This window comes from Streptomyces sp. RGM 3693, assembly GCF_050471125.1.
Taxonomy (GTDB): Bacteria; Actinomycetota; Actinomycetes; order Streptomycetales; family Streptomycetaceae; genus Streptomyces.
Map to the genome: position 1 here is coordinate 861,218 of NZ_JBMPPQ010000001.1, position 17,237 is coordinate 878,454.

The 17,237-nt window shown below is 70.7% G+C and carries 15 protein-coding genes; 6 read left to right on the top strand and 9 right to left on the bottom strand.

Annotated features, from left to right (window positions below; translation table 11 throughout):
- The first annotated feature begins 109 nt into the window (after positions 1-109).
- Positions 110-2,011, top strand: a complete 1,902-nt coding sequence (locus ACO0M4_RS03625) for a dihydroxyacetone kinase family protein (RefSeq protein ID WP_430368158.1) — start codon at positions 110-112, stop codon at positions 2,009-2,011.
- Between the two features lie 35 nt (positions 2,012-2,046).
- Here the strand turns inward: ACO0M4_RS03625 and ACO0M4_RS03630 are convergent, their stop codons facing one another.
- Positions 2,047-2,394, bottom strand: coding sequence for a hypothetical protein (locus tag ACO0M4_RS03630; protein ID WP_430368159.1), 348 nt, complete (start codon positions 2,392-2,394; stop codon positions 2,047-2,049).
- Positions 2,395-2,538: 144 nt separating this feature from the next.
- On the opposite strand from ACO0M4_RS03630, the gene ACO0M4_RS03635 reads away from it, so the two are divergent.
- Positions 2,539-3,390 carry a helix-turn-helix domain-containing protein gene (locus tag ACO0M4_RS03635; protein ID WP_430368160.1) on the top strand — a complete coding sequence of 284 codons (852 nt, stop codon included), beginning with the start codon at positions 2,539-2,541 and terminating at the stop codon, positions 3,388-3,390.
- 11 nt (positions 3,391-3,401) lie between these two features.
- Positions 3,402-3,602 carry a DUF397 domain-containing protein gene (locus tag ACO0M4_RS03640; RefSeq protein WP_430368161.1) on the top strand — a complete coding sequence of 67 codons (201 nt, stop codon included), beginning with the start codon at positions 3,402-3,404 and terminating at the stop codon, positions 3,600-3,602.
- Positions 3,603-3,711: 109 nt separating this feature from the next.
- Here the strand turns inward: ACO0M4_RS03640 and ACO0M4_RS03645 are convergent, their stop codons facing one another.
- The 8 genes from ACO0M4_RS03645 to ACO0M4_RS03680 form a co-directional block, all read right to left on the bottom strand.
- Positions 3,712-4,290, bottom strand: coding sequence for a GTP-binding protein (locus tag ACO0M4_RS03645; protein WP_073760799.1), 579 nt, complete (start codon positions 4,288-4,290; stop codon positions 3,712-3,714).
- On the bottom strand, positions 4,271-4,915 hold the full coding sequence (locus ACO0M4_RS03650) for a DUF742 domain-containing protein (protein WP_430368162.1): 645 nt from the start codon (positions 4,913-4,915) through the stop codon (positions 4,271-4,273). Before ACO0M4_RS03650 ends, ACO0M4_RS03645 begins: the two co-directional genes overlap by 20 nt.
- Positions 4,916-4,999: 84 nt before the next feature.
- Entirely contained in the window at positions 5,000-5,413 is a 414-nt protein-coding gene (locus tag ACO0M4_RS03655) for a roadblock/LC7 domain-containing protein (RefSeq protein ID WP_039632486.1), read from the bottom strand.
- A 10-nt stretch (positions 5,414-5,423) separates the two neighbouring features.
- Positions 5,424-8,597: a nitrate- and nitrite sensing domain-containing protein gene (locus ACO0M4_RS03660; protein ID WP_430368163.1), complete on the bottom strand. Its 3,174-nt coding sequence runs from the start codon at positions 8,595-8,597 to the stop codon at positions 5,424-5,426.
- A gap of 401 nt (positions 8,598-8,998) precedes the next feature.
- A complete protein-coding gene (locus ACO0M4_RS03665; protein WP_430368164.1) occupies positions 8,999-9,592 on the bottom strand; it encodes a GTP-binding protein in 594 nt (197 codons plus the stop codon).
- Positions 9,573-9,983, bottom strand: coding sequence for a DUF742 domain-containing protein (locus tag ACO0M4_RS03670; RefSeq protein ID WP_016576235.1), 411 nt, complete (start codon positions 9,981-9,983; stop codon positions 9,573-9,575). Before ACO0M4_RS03670 ends, ACO0M4_RS03665 begins: the two co-directional genes overlap by 20 nt.
- A gap of 113 nt (positions 9,984-10,096) precedes the next feature.
- Complete coding sequence (locus tag ACO0M4_RS03675) at positions 10,097-10,510, bottom strand: roadblock/LC7 domain-containing protein (RefSeq protein WP_362706796.1); 414 nt, start codon at positions 10,508-10,510, stop codon at positions 10,097-10,099.
- A 9-nt stretch (positions 10,511-10,519) separates the two neighbouring features.
- The gene (locus ACO0M4_RS03680; protein WP_430368165.1) at positions 10,520-14,125 is read right to left on the bottom strand and encodes a nitrate- and nitrite sensing domain-containing protein; all 3,606 of its coding nucleotides are present in this window, start codon (positions 14,123-14,125) and stop codon (positions 10,520-10,522) included.
- A 600-nt stretch (positions 14,126-14,725) separates the two neighbouring features.
- Here ACO0M4_RS03680 and ACO0M4_RS03685 point away from each other — a divergent pair.
- The 3 genes from ACO0M4_RS03685 (at position 14,726) to gltX (ending at position 17,228) form a co-directional block, all read left to right on the top strand.
- Positions 14,726-14,911: a hypothetical protein gene (locus ACO0M4_RS03685; RefSeq protein WP_430368166.1), complete on the top strand. Its 186-nt coding sequence runs from the start codon at positions 14,726-14,728 to the stop codon at positions 14,909-14,911.
- A gap of 81 nt (positions 14,912-14,992) precedes the next feature.
- On the top strand, positions 14,993-15,754 hold the full coding sequence (locus ACO0M4_RS03690) for a fumarylacetoacetate hydrolase family protein (RefSeq protein WP_430368167.1): 762 nt from the start codon (positions 14,993-14,995) through the stop codon (positions 15,752-15,754).
- Positions 15,747-17,228: a glutamate--tRNA ligase gene (gltX, locus tag ACO0M4_RS03695; protein ID WP_430368168.1), complete on the top strand. Its 1,482-nt coding sequence runs from the start codon at positions 15,747-15,749 to the stop codon at positions 17,226-17,228. The genes ACO0M4_RS03690 and gltX overlap by 8 nt, the downstream gene beginning before the upstream one ends.
- Positions 17,229-17,237: the final 9 nt, after the last annotated feature.

Genomic DNA, 17,237 nt, shown 5'->3' on the forward strand with positions numbered 1-17,237 from the left:
TCTCGACGGTGCTCTTCACGGGATTGCCGGTGTTTTTAGCCGCCAGGGGTGACTCATCTGTGATCTGGGTGTTAAATCCAACAGGGACAGAAACAAAGGAGTGTGCCTGATGACCACCGAACACGCCGGCCTCGGACACCACCCCGAGACCTTCCGTGAGGACTGGCTGGAAGGACTGGCCGACGCCTACGCCCGCACGGTCCGCCGCGTCCCGGGCGCCTACGGCGTGGTCGGCCGGCACGCGCCCCGTCCCGGCAAGGTCGCACTCGTCATCGGCGGCGGCTCCGGTCACTACCCCGCCTTCGCCGGACTGGTCGGCTCCGGCCTGGCCGACGCCGCCGCGGTCGGCGACGTGTTCGCCAGCCCCAGCGCCGAGCAGGTCTACCGCACCGCCCGGGCCGCGGACGGCGGCGCCGGCGTCCTGCTCTGCTACGGCAACTACGCGGGCGACGTCATGCACTTCGGCCTGGCCGCCCGCCGGCTCGCCGCCGAGGGCGTCGCGACCCGCACCGTGCTCGTCACCGACGACGTGGCCAGCGGGCCGCCGCCGGTCGAGGGGCAGCCGATCGACCCGTCCCGGGACCGCCGCGGCGTGGCCGGCGACTTCTTCGTCTTCAAGGTCGCGGGCGCGGCCGCCGAGCGCGGCGACGACCTGGACGCCGTCACCCGGATCGCGACCCGCGCCAACGCCCTCACCCGCACCTTCGGCGCCGCCTTCGCCGGCTGCACGCTCCCGGGCGCGGCCGAGCCACTGTTCACCGTCAACGCCGGCACCACCGAACTGGGCATGGGCATCCACGGCGAACCGGGCCTGCGCACCACCCGCCACCTCACCGCCGCCGAACTGGCCGACGAACTCGTCGGCAACCTCCTGCCGGAGCTCCCCGAGCCCCCGCCCGGCGGCCACGGCCGGGTCGCGGTCCTCCTCAACGGCCTGGGCCGCACCAAGTACGAGGAACTGTTCGTCGTCTACCGGCAGGTCAACCACCGCCTTCGGGAGGCCGGTCTGCGCCCGTTCCGGCCCGAGGTCGGCGAGTTCGTGACCTCCTTCGACATGGCTGGGGTCTCCCTGTCGCTGATGCTCCTCGACGACGAACTGGCCGCGCTCTACGACGCCCCGTGCGACACCCCGGCGTTCCGCCGCCTGCCGGGCGCGTACGGGGACGCGGACGACGAGCGGGCGGGTGGGGACGACGAGCGGGCGGACGAGGGCGTCCAGCGGGCGGTCGGGGGCGACGGGCGGGCGGTCGGGGGTGACGAGCGGGCGGTCGGGGGCGACGGGCGGGCGGTCGGGGGTGGCGAGCGGGGCGTCCTCGCCGCTCCCGTACGGGACGTTGCCGCGCAGCCCCTACGGGACGACTTTTCCCCCACCGGGGGCATGCCCGTCGCGGCGGCGCTGCATGCCGCCCTGGAGCTGGTCGCCGCCAACGAGGACGAGTTGGGCCGGCTGGACGCGGTGGCCGGCGACGGCGACCACGGCATCGGCATCGTCCGGGGGCTGCGGGCGGCCGCCGCGGCGGCCCGGGCGGCCGAGCCGGGGCCGGCCGACGACCCACGCTCCGCCGGGGCCGCGCTCCTCGCCGCCGGCCTGGCGCTCGCCGACGCCTCCGGCGGCGCGTCCGGCGCGCTCTACGGCGCCCTGCTCGCCGAGACCGGCGCCGTCCTCACCCGGGCCTCGGATGGCGCCCGCGGCGCCGAACTGCTCGCCGACGCGGTGGACGCCGCCCAACGGGCTGTTGCCGAACTGGGCGGCGCCGAGGTGGGGGAGAAGACCATGCTGGACGCCCTGGACCCGTTCCGCCGGGAACTGCGCGCCCGCGCGGCGGAGGGCCTGCCCAAGGCGTGGCAGGCCGCCGCGGAGGCCGCCACCCGGGCCGCCGCGGACACCGCCCACCTGACCCCGGCCCGCGGCCGCGCCGCCCGCATGGGCGCGCTCGGCTACGGCCACCCCGACGCCGGCGCGGTCTCCCTCGCCCTGCTCCTCACGGCAATCGGCACCACGCTGAGCTGACCGCTGACCGCCTGACGCTCCATGTACGCCGAGCGTCAGGCGGAGCGCTTCCCGAGGCCGCTCCCCACCCCCGGCCAGATCAGCCACGCCTGCGTATCCGCCGGCCCCCCGAACCAACGCACCGCGCTCTCCGGCGAGCTGAGGCTGAGATGTGCCCGGCCGCCGGCGCTGATCACCTGCGCCCGGCCGTCCTCGTACGCCAGTCCCCATGCGGCGATATGCCCGTCGAACTCCCCGCCCCCGACGGGGTACTGCCGCGCAACGGCAAACAGCCTCGGGGCCAACTCGTTCGCCATGTCGACAAGTTCGGGGTTAAGGCTGCCGACCGGGTGCGGGTTGCTGGTGCGCTCGGGGCTGTTGGCCTGTGACGCTACCGTTTGCATCTAGTCCTCCTGCTCAGGGAGTTGGGGGAGCCGGTGGAGTGGCTCACGTCACACCGTAGCGAAGTCGATGTAAAGTTTGTCATCGATCGCGCGAGAAATTGTCAAACCCCTCGTGTGAGTGACGGCGGGGGAAGAGAGGGTCAGATGTCGTCCAGTAAGGCATCCACCATGCGCCAGCAGCGACTCGGTGTTGAGCTACGCAGACTTCGGGAGCGGGCCGGCCTCTCCTCGACCGAGTCAGCGAAGCGCCTCGGCGGCACACCGGCTCAGATCAGCAACATCGAAGCGGGCCGATACGCGGTGAGTGCTGAGCGGGTGCGCACACTGGCGGCCAACTACAGCTGTGCCGACCAGGCTTACATCGATGCCCTCGCCGGCATGACCGGACCACGGACGCGTGGCTGGTGGGAGGAGTACCGCGAGATCCTGCCCGCCGGGCTGATCGATGTGGCGGAACTGGAACATTCGGCAACGGCATTGCGCGCTTCAGTGATGATCCACATGCCTGGCCTGTTGCAGACCGCAGAGTACGTTCGCGCCACTGCCCGTGAGGATGTTCCGAGCCCGCCGGCGCACGAGGTGGAGCACCGTGTGTCGTTTCGGATCAAGCGACAGACGGTTTTGTTCGGTGATCGGCCGACGCCGTTCACCGCCATCGTCCATGAGGCTGCGCTGCGGATGGGTTTCGGGGGTCCGGAGACGGCTCGCGCACAACTCGACTACCTGGTCGAGATGAGCGAACGTGACCATGTCTCGGTGCTGGTCATTCCGTTCGGTGAAGCCTCGTTTCCGGCATCAGGCCAGCCCATCAACTATGCCTCTGGCTCCGTACCGCAGCTCGACACGGTAGAGCTCGACACCGAGTACGGGTGTGATTTCATGCACGCTGAGGCCCAGTTGGAGAAGTATCGGACAGTGCTGGACCGCTTGGAATCCCGTGCCCTCAAACCGGGCGAGTCGCGTGATCTGATCCGCCGGATCGCGCGGGAAATTTGAGAGGAAGCACCGTGCACCCGATCGACTGGCAAAAGTCTTCATTCAGCAACAACGCGGCCCAGTGCCTCTACGTAGCCGCCCCCGACCGCGACACAATCAAGCTGCGCGAGAGCGACGACCCGGATGTCATCCTCACCACCACCCCCGCCAAGCTGAAGGCGTTCATCCTGGGCGTCAAGGCGGGGGAGTTCGATCACTTCGTGGACGACTGAGGCGGCTGACGAGCACCACCCGGCCGGTACGCCGAAGGCCCCCGCACCGACAGAGGTGCGGGGGCCTTCGGCATACCGGCCGGGCGTCGGAGAAACGCGCCGTCAGGTGTTACCGGAGCCGGGCCATCAGCGCGTGCTCCACGAGCGTGATGAGCGCGCTCTTGGCCTCGCTGCGGTGCCGTGCGTCGGTGATGATGATCGGCGCGTCCGGGCCGATCTGCAGCGCCTCACGGACCTCGTCGGGCGTGTACGGCTGGTGGCCGTCGAAGCCGTTGAGGGCGATGACGAAGGGCAGGCCGCTGTTCTCGAAGTAGTCGACGGCCGGGAAGCAGTCGGCGAGGCGGCGGGTGTCGACCAGGACGACGGCGCCGATGGCGCCGCGGACCAGGTCGTCCCACATGAACCAGAAGCGGTCCTGGCCCGGCGTACCGAACAGGTACAGGATCAGGTCCTGGTCCAGGGTGATCCGGCCGAAGTCCATCGCCACGGTCGTGGTCGTCTTGTCCGGTGCGTGCGTGAGGTCGTCGATGCCCGCCGACGCGGAGGTCATCACGGCTTCGGTGCGCAGCGGGTTGATCTCTGAGACGGCCCCGACGAACGTGGTCTTGCCCACGCCGAAGCCGCCCGCCACCACGATCTTCGCCGAGGTGGTGGAGCGGGCTGCACCGCTAGAGCTTGCGAAGTCCACTGAGCACCCTTTCGAGCAGTGTCACATCTGGCTGTCCGCCGGCGGTCTCGTCCCCGCCGGGCTGATGGATGGCGACGAGTCCGGCCTCCGCCAGGTCGGCGACGAGGATCCGGGCGACGCCGAGGGGGATGGAGAGGAGGGCCGAGATCTCGGCCACTGATTTGATCTCGCGGCACAGGTGGCAGATGCGCTGGTGCTCCGGCAGCTGGCCCTGCAGCTTCGCGGGATCGGCGGTCGTGCTGACCAGTGCCTCGATGGCGAGCTGGTAGCGCGGCCGGGTCCGGCCTCCGGTCATCGCGTACGGGCGCACGAGCGGGTTGTTCATTCCGCCGGTGGGGGCGGGCTCGGGCGCCGGCCGCGGCGGCTGCACCGGCTGGATGCGCGGCGCCTGCGGCTGGTCGTACGGCGAGGGTTCGGAAGGCCCGTAAGGCTGGGAACGGTACGGGCCCTGCTGCTGAGCGGGACGCTGCGGCGACTGCGGCGACTGCGGCGACTGCGGCGGCTGGGGCCGCTGCGGCCTGCGGCTCGGCGCAGACGGGAAGTTGAAGCGGTTGTGATGGGTCTCGCCCTGGGGGCCGGACTGCTGTCCGGATCCATACGGGTAGCCGCTCGGGGGCGTTGCCACGTCTCCTCCTCCAACTTGCCTGTCTGACGCCGGTCGCGCCACCGAACCCTATGGTGCGGTGGCGGGAAACGCACTGCCTGTCTGCTAGTTGAGAAGGCTTCCCTGCAGTTCTGCACGGAGATCGGGCGTCAGGACGGTGCCCGCGCGGTCGACCAGCAGGGCCATCTCGTAACCGACGAGGCCGATGTCGCACTCGGGGTGCGCCAGTACGGCCAGCGACGATCCGTCGGAGACGGACATGATGAAGAGGAAGCCGCGCTCCATCTCCACCACGGTCTGGTTGACGGTCCCGCCCTCGAAGATGCGGGACGCGCCGGACGTCAGCGACGTCAGACCGGAGGCCACCGCCGCCAGCTGATCGGCTCTGTCACGGGGGAAACCCTCGGACATCGCGAGGAGGAGACCGTCCGCGGAGACCACAACCGTGTGGGACACCCCGGGGGTGTTGTCCACGAAGTTGGTGATCAACCAGTTCAGATTCTGCGCCGCCTGGCTCATCGGGCTCACACTAACGCTCCTGATCGTAGGTGCTGCCGGGGCCGAAGCCCTGTTGGTCATTCTGGGGGACCCCCGAGGAGGGATCCGTGCCGGTGCCGGCGTTGCGCCCCTGCTGGACACCGCGGCGCAGATTGCTCAACCTGCCGCGGACGTCCTCCGGGGCGCGGGAGACCTGGGGGCCGCCCTGCGCACTCTGCTCCGCGGTGCCTTCGACCAGGTTGGCCTTGGGCACCCGCCGAGGGAGACCGGAAGCGGTGACCCCGCCCGCCGACGGCTGGCGCAGTCGCCCCGCCCGCTGCCAGCGATCGTCGTTCTCGCTGCGCCAGGTGGAGTCGTTGTCCTGACCGGTCTCCGGAGCGGGTTCCTGCTGACCGTGCGGCGAGCCGGCTCCGCGGCGCGGAAGACCAGCCTCGGTCAGCGAATGGATCACGCTCGCGGCGGGGCCGGGACCCTCGAATGTTACGCGCTCAGACGCATCAGTGGGAGCGGCAGTTGTATTCCGGTCAGATTCCGCTTCGGTTCCGAAGTGGCCCTCGTACGCGGGGGGTTCGGCCCAGCCGTTCAGCTGGCCGGTGTCCTGCGGGGTGTAGGGGTACTGGCCGGTGGTCTCGGAGGTGGTCGGCTCGCCGAACGCCTCGCCGCCGAAGGAGCGGTCGTCGTAGAGCGGCTGACCGGGCTCCGCATAGGGCGCCTGGTGCTCCACATAGGGAGCCTGGTGCTCCGCGAAGGGCGCCTGGTGCTCCGCGAAGGGCGCGGGGTGCTCCTGATACGGCGCGTGGTGCTCCTGGTGGCCGTCGAACGGCACCTCGTCGCGGAACAGCGGCCGATGGTCCTCCGGTTCGGGGCCCATCTGGCCGCCGGTCGTCTGGGCCTCCAGGGCTGCCCGGCGCTCCTCGCGCAGCAGCGAGCGACCCACCGGGTCCAGCTCGGTCGGGGCCCCAGGCTGCCCGTGGAACCCGTCGTCGAAGCCCAGCTCGGCGGCGGTGCGGTGGTTGCTCTCGTAGGCCGACTGCGGGTGCTCGGGGACGATCCGGGAGACGGTGAAGGTGTCGTCGAACTGCTCTTCGTCGCCGCCACCGCCGTGGGTGATCGCCTCCGGCAGCATGACCAGCGACGTGGTGCCGGCCTGCTCGCCCGAGGGGCGCAGCTGGACCCGGATCCCGTGCCGGTCGGCCAGCCGGCCGACCACGAACAGGCCCATCCGCTGGGAGATCGCGGCGTCCACGCTCGGCGGGTTGGCCAGCTTGTGGTTGATGTCCGCGAAGTCCTCGGGGGTCAGCCCGATGCCCTTGTCGTGGATCTCGATCATGACCCGGCCGTCCGGCAGTCGGGTCGAGGCCACCTTCACCTTGGTCTGCGGGGAGGAGAACGTGGTGGCGTTCTCCAGCAGCTCGGACAGCAGGTGGATGAGGTCGGTCACGGCGGTGCCGTGGATCTCGTTCTCGGGGACGCCGCTGAGCTCTATTCGCTCGTACGACTCCACCTCGGACGTGGCCGCCCGCAGCACGTCGATCAGCGGGACCGGCTGGTTCCAGCGGCGGCCCGGCTCCTCGCCGGCGAGGATCAGGAGGTTCTCGCCGTTACGGCGCATGCGGGTGGCGAGGTGGTCGAGCCGGAAGAGGTTCTCCAGCTGGTCCGGGTCGGCCTCGTTGTTCTCCAGGTGGGTGATCAGCTCCAACTGGCGCTCGATCAGACCCTGGTTACGGCTGGAGAGGTTGGTGAAGATCGCGTTGACGTTGCCCCGCAGCAGCGCCTGCTCGGCGGCCAGCCGGACCGCCTCACGGTGGACCTGGTCGAAGGCGCGGGCGACCTCGCCGATCTCGTCGGTGGTGGAGATCGGGATCGGCGTCACGCGGGTGTCGACCCGGCCCGGGTCGGTGCGGGAGAGCTGGTCGACCAACAGCGGCAGCCGCTGCTCGGCGACGCCGAACGCCGCGTTGCGCAGCTCCCGCATGTTGCGGCTCATCCGGCGGGCCATCAGCCCGGCCACCACAAAGGCGATGGCCAGCGCGGCCAGCACGATGCCGGAGTCGACGAAGGTGGACTGCTTGGCGTCCGAGGAGATCTGCGCGGCCTCGTTCACCGCCTTGTCCGCCAGGTCCTTCTCGATCGACCGGTACATGTCGAACTTGCCGGTGGCGGCCTGGAAGTACGCGTCCGGAGTGATGCCCTTGAGGGCCAGCTCGTCCGGTGCCGCGCCGGAGGCGATCAGGGTGGACATCTGGTCCACCGACGGCGGGGCGTGGAACGGCTGGCCGGCCGCCTCCGCCTGCGACTTCGCCCGGGCGATCTGCTGCTGTGCCGCCTGCTGGAGCTTGGCGGCGTCCCCCTTCAGCCGCGCCACGTCGTCGGGCGTACCGCCGGAGGTGTACTCGCCGATGGCGATGCCCTCCAGGTAGCGGTACGACGCGAACGCGGTCAGCTGGAGCTTGTGCTCCTTGCCGCCCTGCGGGGACGCCGGGTCGACCAGGAGGTGGGTGCCGATCGAGCGCTCCAACGACCCGGCGGCCTTCGCCAGTGCGACGGCGTAGACGGTGCGCCCGTAGGAGGTGATGTTGCCGGTGCCCAGCCCGAGTTCGTTGGCGAACTCCATCAGCGGGTGCTGGATCTCGACGTAGCCCTCTTCGGTCTGCACACCGTGGAGCTTGGAGGTGAAGGCGACCTGCCGCAGCTGCGCCAGCTTGGGCTCGGTCTTCTGGAACAGCGCGAGCCGGCGATTCAGGCCCGGCTTGTCCGGCATGTTCTTGGCGGCGTCGTGGAACGCCTGGCCGGCCGCGTCGGTGGCGTCCCGCGCCTCCTGGACGACCGGGTCGTCCTTGTGACCCTTCAGCAGCGGGGCCGCGGTGCGGTCCCGCTCGTCGATGAGGGCGTTGCTGTAGGAAAGCGCGGCGCGAACGAGCTTCGCGGTGTTCTCCGCGTCCTTCGCCTCCTGCCAGGTGGCGAAGGAGTTGTTGACCCGCAGCCCGCCGAAGGCCAGAGCGACGAGGACCGGGATCAGCAGGATGGCGTTCAGGCGGGTGGCCACCCGCCAGTTGCGCGGGGAGTACTTACTGCCACCCGCCGGAGGCTTCGCGGCCGAGTCCTCGGGCGCGTCGGAAGCAGGAGCGCCACCATCGCGGGGTGGCGGCGTGAAGTTGCCCCGCCGCGGTTCCTGCGGCTCGGGGCTCGTGGTGCTTCGCCTCACTCGACCAACAACCTCTCGGCGACGGCACGGTCTTGCAGTGCCGTTTCTTCTGGGCGTTACTACTCCGGAGTTCAGCGAATTTCAGCACGTCAGGGCAGTGCGTTCCAAACACTGCGCAGAGCCGGAACTGCTGATCAAGAGCGCCAGATAAAAGGGGCGTTAAGGGCGAGGCGCGGCAAAAGGCGGGAGAAATGTGAGCGCAGCGAAGCCGGGCATGCGCGTGCGGTGTCGAAGGCGAGCCGATTCACTGTCGAAACGTTATGAAGGCCCGGGCAGGCGTGTCGAAGGACACAGATCACCGTCCCCGACGAGCGGAACCGGTCCAGGGCAGGCGTCAGGAACCCCCCGTGACAACCCCCGTACGGCCCGCGCCGGACAACGGGCGGGCCGCCCGGCCGCTCCTACCGCAGCCGGGCCATCAGCGCGTGCTCCACGAGCGTGATGAGCGCGCTCTTGGCCTCCCCGCGATGCCGTGCGTCCGTGGTGATGATCGGGGTCGCCGGGCCGATCTGCAGGGCCTCCCGGACCTCGTCCGGGGTGTGCGCCTGCTGGCCGTCGAAGCCGTTGAGGGCGATGACGAAGGGCAGGCCGCTGTTCTCGAAGTAGTCGACGGCCGGGAAGCAGTCGGCCAGGCGACGGGTGTCGACCAGGACCACGGCGCCGATGGCGCCGCGGACCAGGTCGTCCCACATGAACCAGAAGCGGTCCTGGCCCGGCGTACCGAACAGGTACAGGATCAGGTCCTCGTCCAGGGTGATCCGGCCGAAGTCCATCGCCACGGTCGTGGTCGTCTTGTCCTGGACGTGGCTGAGGTCGTCGATGCCCGCCGACGCGGAGGTCATCACGGCCTCCGTGCGCAGCGGGTTGATCTCCGAGACCGCGCCCACGAACGTGGTTTTGCCCACGCCGAAGCCGCCCGCCACCACGATCTTCGCGGACGTGGTGGAACGGGCCGGGCTCTGGCCGTGGCCGCCGTCAGAGCTTGCGAAGTCCACTGAGCACCCTCTCCAGCAGGGTCACGTCCGGCGTGCCGCCCGCCTCACCGCTGCCGCCAGGCTGGTGGATGGCCACCATCCCGGCTTCGGCCAGGTCCGCGACCAGGATCCGCGCCACGCCGAGCGGGATGTGCAGCAGCGCGGAAACCTCCGCCACCGACTTCACCTCGCGGCACAGGTGGCAGATGCGCTGGTGCTCGGGCAGCAGGCCGGGCAGCTGGGAGGGGTCGGCCGTGGTGCTGACCAGTGCCTCGATGGCGAGCTGGTAGCGCGGCCGGGTCCGGCCTCCGGTCATGGCATAGGGGCGCACCAGCGGTTGGTCACCTTCGCTCCCGTACGGCGCTGAGCTGTAGGCGCCGTACGGGCCGGAAGTGGCGGGTGGCGGGGTCATGGATCCTCCGGGCGGGACAACTGACGTGTCGTCGGGTTGGGCCGGTGGGGGGTACGGCGTGGATGGATGAGGGGTTACCGGGTGCGGTGCGGCGCTGCGGGCGCCGCGGGCACTCAGTTCAGCAGACTTCCCTGGAGTTCTGCGCGGAGATCGGGTGTCAGGACGGTGCCCGCGCGGTCGACCAGCAGGGCCATCTCGTAACCGACGAGGCCGATGTCGCACTCGGGGTGCGCCAGTACGGCCAGCGACGATCCGTCGGAGACGGACATGAGGAAGAGGAAGCCGCGCTCCATCTCCACCACGGTCTGGTTGACGGTCCCGCCTTCGAAGATGCGGGACGCGCCGGACGTCAGCGACGTCAGACCGGAGGCCACCGCCGCCAGCTGATCGGCGCGGTCGCGAGGGAAGCCCTCGGACATCGCGAGGAGCAGTCCGTCCGCGGAGACCACGACCGTGTGGGACACCCCGGGGGTGTTGTCCACGAAGTTGGTGATCAACCAGTTCAGATTCTGCGCCGCCTGGCTCATCGGACTCAACTAACGCTCCTGCTGGTGAGTGGGATCGACAATGCCGTGGTTGCCGGTGGACGACGTCCCGGCCTGCCGGCCCTGCTGGATGCCCCGGCGGAGATTGGTCAGCCGGCCGCGCACGTCGCTGGGCGCGCGGGAGACCTGCGGACCGCCCTGCGGGGCCTGCTGCTGCGCGGTACCGGCGACCAGGTTGGCGCGCGGCACCCGACGGGGCAGCCCGGAAGTGGTGATCCCACCCGAGGCCGGCTGGCGGATCTGCTCCGCCTGTCGCCACGCGTCGTCGTTGGGCGAGGTGCGCCACTGCGCGGAGGCGTCGGCCGGGGCGCTGTCGCGGCGCCCGCCCGTCGGCGTACCGCCTGCTGGCGCACCACCCGTCGGTACGCGGCCCGTCGGCACACCACCGGCCGGCGTGTCACCGGGCGCGGCACCGTCCCGGCCGGCGTCGCGGCGCGGCATCGGCGGCACACCGGCGGCCGCCGAGGCCGGGGTGTTGAACCAGTTGGACTCGATGGTGTCGAAGATCGGCGTACGGCCGTCACTGGCGCCGGTGTCCGTGGCGCCGAGCGGACCGTTGCCGAGCGGGTCGCCGAGCGGATCGGCATCCAGCGCGTCCCGGCCCGCCGGGGTACGACCGGCGGCCGGCTGCCGGCCCTGCCCGGCCGGCTCCGCCCGCTCGCCCGCGGGACGCGGGAACTGCCCGGTGGTCTCGAACTGTCCAGTGTCGAACTGCCCGGTGTCGGTGTCCGGTCGCGGGAACTGCCCGGTGGTCTCCCGCTGCCCGAGGTCGAACTGTCCGGTCTCGAACTGCCCGGTGTCGGCATCGGGTCGCGGGAACTGCCCGGTGTCGGCGTTCGGCCGCGGGAACTGCCCGATGTCGGCGGGCCCGCCGGCCGCCCGGACCGGCTCGCGGCCGGCGCCGGGGGCGTCGTTCCGGCCTGCGCCGGGCCGCGGCCCGCCGAAGTCGGGCCGGGGGAACGCGGCGGTGTCGCCGGGGCCGGCGGCCGGCGCGGGCCGCTCGAAGGTGCCGGTGGTTTCCGGCTCCTCGTGGCCCCGCGGCCGGTCCTGCGCCTCGCGGGGCGCCAGCGGCCAGTCGTCCCGGGCGCCGCGGTCCCGGCGTACGCCCAGCGGCGCGCCACCCGGCTGCTCGGTGTTCGTGGGGGCCGGTGCGGCCGCGCCGCCCGGCAGTTCGGCCGCCGGCCGAGAGTTCCGCGGCGGCAGCTGCGGGCGCTCCTCGCGCGGGGGCAGGCCGGTGGGCGGTGCCACGGTCGGGGCGCGGCCGTCGTCGGCTTCGCGGCCCGCGTCCGTACCGCGGACCGGCAGCGCGGGCCGGGCACCGTCGGCGTCGCCGCCGCGGGCCGGTGCGGCCGGTGCGGTACGGCCGCCGGGCGCCGGCGAGCCGAAGGCGTTCGGGGCGCCGCCCTGGCCACCGCGGCCGGGCAGCGCGGGCCGCCCGCCGGGGCCGGAGCCGACCTGGCCGCGCGGCTGGAGCCCGGCGAGTCGGCTGGTGGGCGCGCCACCGCCGTCACCGGTGCTCTTGGCGGTGGTCGGCGTCGGCTTCTTGCCGCCCTGGGCGAGATCGACCGGCAGCATGACGAGGGCGGTGGTGCCGCCGGAGTCGGACGGCCGCAGCTGGATGCGGATGCCGTGTCGCAGCGACAGCCGGCCGACCACGAACAGGCCCATGCGCCGGGACACCGAGACGTCCACGGTCGGCGGGCTGGCCAGCCGCTCGTTGATCGCCGACAGGTCCTCGGGGGAGAGGCCGATACCGGTGTCGTGGATCTCGACCAGGACGCGGCCGTCGGGCAGCGCGTGACCGGTCACCTTGACCTTGGTCTGCGGCGAGGAGAACGACGTGGCGTTCTCCAGCAGCTCGGCGAGCAGGTGCACGAGGTCGTTGACGACCCGGCCGGCGACCTCGGTCTGCGGGACCGCGTTCAGTTCGATCCGCTCGTACTGCTCCACCTCGGACGCGGCGGCCCGGAGCACGTCGACCAGCGGGACCGGACGGGTCCACCGGCGGCCCGGCTCCTCACCCGCGAGGACCAGGAGGTTCTCGCCGTTACGGCGCATGCGGGTGGCGAGGTGGTCGAGCTTGAAGAGCGAGGAGAGCTGGTCCGGGTCGGCCTCGCGGGACTCCAGTTCGGAGATCAGCGAGAGCTGACGCTGGATCAGACCCTGGGAGCGGCGCGAGAGGTTGGTGAACATCGCGTTGACGTTGCCCCGCAGCAGCGCCTGTTCGGACGCCAGCCGGACCGCCTCGCGGTGGACCTCGTCGAACGCCGCGGCCACCCGGCCGATTTCGTCCCGGCTGTGCACACCGACCGACTCGACGGAGGTGTCGACGTCCTGCGGGTCGGACTCGGACAGCTGCTTGACCAGCTCGGGCAGCCGGTCCTGGGAGACCCGCTGCGCGGTGTCCTGGAGCCGGCGCAGCGAGCGGACCATGGACCGGGCCACGACGAACGCGCCGATCAGCGAGACGCCGAGGACGAGCAGGATCACCGCACCGTTGATGATCGCGTCCTGGGTCGCGGCGTTGCGCAGCTCGCGGGACTTCTGGTCCATCTCGGAGAGCAGCGAGGTCTCGATCCGCGACATCTCGTCGATCTTGACGGTGTCGGAGTCGTACCAGTCGAGGTACTTGTACTCCTGGCTGCGGATGCCGCTCGTGCTGGCGAAGGCGCGGTGCGCGAAGGCGTACGCGGCCTTGATCTCGTCGTTGTTGCCGTCCAGGCCGCGGGTGAGCGCCCCGGCGTTGCCGTTGTAGATCTGCGAGAAGCGGTCCCGGGCCGCCTTCTCGTTGTCCTCGGCGGTACGGCCGGCCAGCCGGTCGTTGGCGGAGAGCTGCGGGCCGCCGGAGTGCGCCAGACCGGCGCTGACCAGGGCGCGCTGCATCGACGCGTACTCCTTGGCGGACGAGAACGCCGCCAGGGCACGGGTGCTGCGGATCATCTCCGGGTTGCTGGTGGCCTGCGCCATGTCCTGCGAGAGGTCTAGCAGGGAGGCGATGAGCTGGTTGTAGGCGGTGACGGTCCGCGCGACGTTGTTGTCGTCCTTGTAGGCGCTGCCACGGATCTCGTTGAGCGTGTTGAGCTGGCGGCCGATCTCCAGGATGGTCGCCCGGACGCCGGCCATGGTGGCGTCGTCCGGCTTGATGTCGCCGGTGGCCTGGTTGAAGGAGACCTTGGCCCGGTCGGTGGCCTCGCGCGGGGCGACCACGCTGGCGTCGTCCTTGACGTTGCCGGTGCCGGCCAGCGGGCCGGCCGACTTGTCACGCTCGACCTGGAGGGCGTCGGCCAGCTCGGTGGCCTGCCGGGTCATCTCCGTGAGCAGCTGCATCTTGTCGAGCTGGTCGATGTTGTCCAGCTCGGTGTTGACGCGCAGCGCGCCCAGGGTCGTCGCCGCGACCACGGGGAGCGCGAGCAGGGAGACCAGCCGGGTGCTGATGCGCCAGTTGCGCAGCGCTATTCGACTGCCGGGCCCACTGGGGCCGTTCTTGGGCTTGCCGCCGTCCGCGGCGTCTTCGCCCGGAGTCTGGCCGCGGTCTTTCCCGCCGCGCAGCTCCGGGTCCGCCGCAGCGTTGCCATCCCTCTTGAAACGTCCCTGCACTAGCGTCGCAACCTCTGGACCAGGCGTCCCACCGCGTCAAACGGCGGGACGGTGTCGAGTCGAAAGGGGGACCGCGAAATCCCCCGTGGCGGTCGTGAGTGACCGGCGGGCCGTCCCCTCTGGCCGAGAGAGCGGCACCACCGCGCGGCGCTCCTTCGCACCCTGCGCGCCGGTGGAAACGTGCGGCGGTCCGTGGAATTCCAGCACAGTGCAGGATCTCCAACAAGAGCGGAGCCAGCCGCTGTGACATGGGTGACGCAATGTATGGAATGCGTTACGACCGGTAGAAGACGCTACCCCTGATTTCGGACTTTTGCCCGCGAGTCGCCCGCCCTCACCCCCTGCCCCACGTGCGGTGATCAGGAGCGGAACGTGCGGTTCGATCCGCCAATGTCCGTTTCTGCCATGGATGTTGATCACGGGAAATGCGGCATATGTCACACCCTTCGTGAGGAAACTCACAGGGAGATCGCCGACTTTCCCGCTGATCCGCAGGGAATAGCGCGCTTAGCCTGACGCTTTACACAGTTGCGTAAAACGACAACGCGCAAAAACGCAACGTTCGGCAACTCTTCCCGACCAGACGCGAGGCATACCGCAGTGAAGACGACGATGATGTTCCGCAACATAGCCAACCCGCGGCGCACCACCCTGGCCCACCTGAAGGACGCCGAAGACCTCGGCACCCCCGAGGTCCAGGAGCACACCGTCGACCTGCCCCGCCAGACCGCCAACCCCCGCCGCACCGTCCTGAACGACCTGCCGAAGCAGGACGTCACGGCCTAAATGGACGGCGGTGCGCCCATCCCCCCGCGATAGCCTGGAGTGTCAACTCCGGCCAATGATCATGAGGGGCAGCGGCAACCCGTGCGCATCGCCAGATTCTCCATCGACGGCAACGTCGGCTTCGGCGTCCTCGAAGGAGACGAACTCGACGTCATCAAGGGGCATCCGTTCGCGGAATTCGAGCGCTCGGGCCAGAAGGTCCCCCTCGAAAAAGTGCGGCTGCTGCCGCCGGTCCTTCCCAACAAGGTCGTGGCGATCGGCCGCAACTACGCCGAACACGCCGCCGAACTGGGCAACGAGGTCCCGGAGACGCCGATCACCTTCTTCAAGCCGTCCACGTCGGTGATCGGCCACGGCGACCCCATCGCCTACCCCTCCTTCTCCCAGGAGGTGCACCACGAAGCGGAGCTGGCCGTCGTCATCGGCCGGATGTGCCGCGAGGTGCCCCGCGAGCGGGTCAAGGACGTCATCCTCGGCTACACCTGCGCCAACGACATCACCGCGCGGGACGTCCAACGCCGGGAGAAGCAGTGGGCCCGGGCCAAGGGCTTCGACAGCTCCTGCCCCCTGGGCCCCTGGATCGAAACGGACCTGGACCCGAGCGACCTCACCATCCAGTGCACGGTCAACGGCGAACAACGCCAGCTCGGCCGCACCAGCGACATGGTCCGCTCCATCGAGGACCTGATCGTCCACATCACCGAGGCGATGACGCTGCTCCCCGGCGACGTCGTCCTCACGGGCACCCCGGCCGGAGTCGGCCCGCTCAACGTCGGCGACACGGTCGCCGTCACCATCGAAGGCATCGGCACTCTCACCAACAAGGTGATCAAGCGTGGCTAACGCGACCCCCGTCCGCGTCCGTTTCTGTCCCTCCCCGACCGGCAACCCGCACGTCGGGCTGGTCCGTACCGCCCTGTTCAACTGGGCCTACGCCCGGCACACCGGCGGCCAGCTGGTCTTCCGCATCGAGGACACCGACGCGGCCCGCGACTCCGAGGAGTCCTACAACCAGCTGCTGGACTCGTTCCACTGGCTCGGCTTCGACTGGGACGAGGGCCCCGAGGTCGGCGGCCCCCACGAGCCCTACCGCCAGTCGCAGCGGATGGACCTCTACAAGGACGTCGCCGAGAAGCTGCTCGCCGCCGGCCACGCCTACCACTGCTACTGCACCACCGAAGAGCTCGACGCCCGCCGCGAGGCCGCCCGCAAGGCCGGCAAGCCCTCCGGCTACGACGGCGCCTGCCGCGACCTGACCGCCGAGCAGAAGGCCGCCCACGAGGCCGAGGGCCGCTCCTCGATCGTCCGCTTCCGGATGCCCGACGCGCCGATCACCTTCACCGACCTGGTCCGCGGCGAACTGACCTTCACCCCGGAGAACGTCCCGGACTACGGCATCGTCCGCGCCAACGGAGCGCCGCTCTACACCCTCGTCAACCCGATCGACGACGCCCTGATGGGCATCACCCACGTCCTGCGCGGCGAGGACCTGCTCTCCTCCACCCCCCGCCAGATCGCCCTCTACGGGGCCCTGATCGAGCTGGGCCTGGCCTCGGCCGTCCCCGCCTTCGGCCACCTGCCCTACGTCATGGGCGAGGGCAACAAGAAGCTCTCCAAGCGCGACCCCCAGGCCAACCTCAACCTCTACCGGGAGCGCGGCTTCCTCCCCGAGGGCCTGCTGAACTACCTGTCCCTGCTGGGCTGGTCGTTCTCCGCGGACGAGGACATCTTCACCATCCCCGAGATGATCGAGAAGTTCGACATCGCGGACGTCAACGCCAACCCGGCCCGCTTCGACCTCAAGAAGGCCGAGGCGATCAACGCCGAGCACATCCGCCGCCTGGACCCCAAGGACTTCATCGCGGCCTGTGCGCCCTGGCTGACGGCCCCGTTCGCCAACTGGGAGCCCGAGGACTTCGACCGGGCCGCCTGGGAGGCCATCGCCCCGCACGCCCAGACCCGCCTCACCGTCCTCTCCGACATCACCGCCAACGTCGACTTCCTCTTCCGCAAGGAGCCGGTCGACGACGAGGCGTCCTGGACGAAGGCCATGAAGGGCGACCCGGTGGCCCTGCTCACCACCGCCCGCGCCAACCTGGAGTCCGCCGACTGGACCGCCGGCCCCGAGCCCCTCAAGCAGGCCGTCCTCGCCGCCGGTGAGGAGCACGGCCTCAAGCTCGGCAAGGCCCAGGCCCCGGTCCGGGTCGCCGTCACCGGCGGCACCGTCGGCCTCCCGCTCTTCGAGTCCCTGGAGGTCCTCGGCAAGGACCGCACCCTCCAGCGCATCGACGCGGCCCTGGCCCGGCTCACCGCCTGACCCGACCGC

Bases quoted from the DNA above. Each gene is read 5' to 3' on its own strand.
- ACO0M4_RS03625 (WP_430368158.1), top strand. From the start codon at position 110: ATGACCACCGAACACGCCGGCCTCGGACACCACCCCGAGACCTTCCGT.
- ACO0M4_RS03630 (WP_430368159.1), bottom strand. From the start codon at position 2,394: ATGCAAACGGTAGCGTCACAGGCCAACAGCCCCGAGCGCACCAGCAAC.
- ACO0M4_RS03635 (WP_430368160.1), top strand. From the start codon at position 2,539: ATGTCGTCCAGTAAGGCATCCACCATGCGCCAGCAGCGACTCGGTGTT.
- ACO0M4_RS03655 (WP_039632486.1), bottom strand. From the start codon at position 5,413: ATGAGCCAGGCGGCGCAGAATCTGAACTGGTTGATCACCAACTTCGTG.
- ACO0M4_RS03670 (WP_016576235.1), bottom strand. From the start codon at position 9,983: ATGACCCCGCCACCCGCCACTTCCGGCCCGTACGGCGCCTACAGCTCA.
- ACO0M4_RS03675 (WP_362706796.1), bottom strand. From the start codon at position 10,510: ATGAGCCAGGCGGCGCAGAATCTGAACTGGTTGATCACCAACTTCGTG.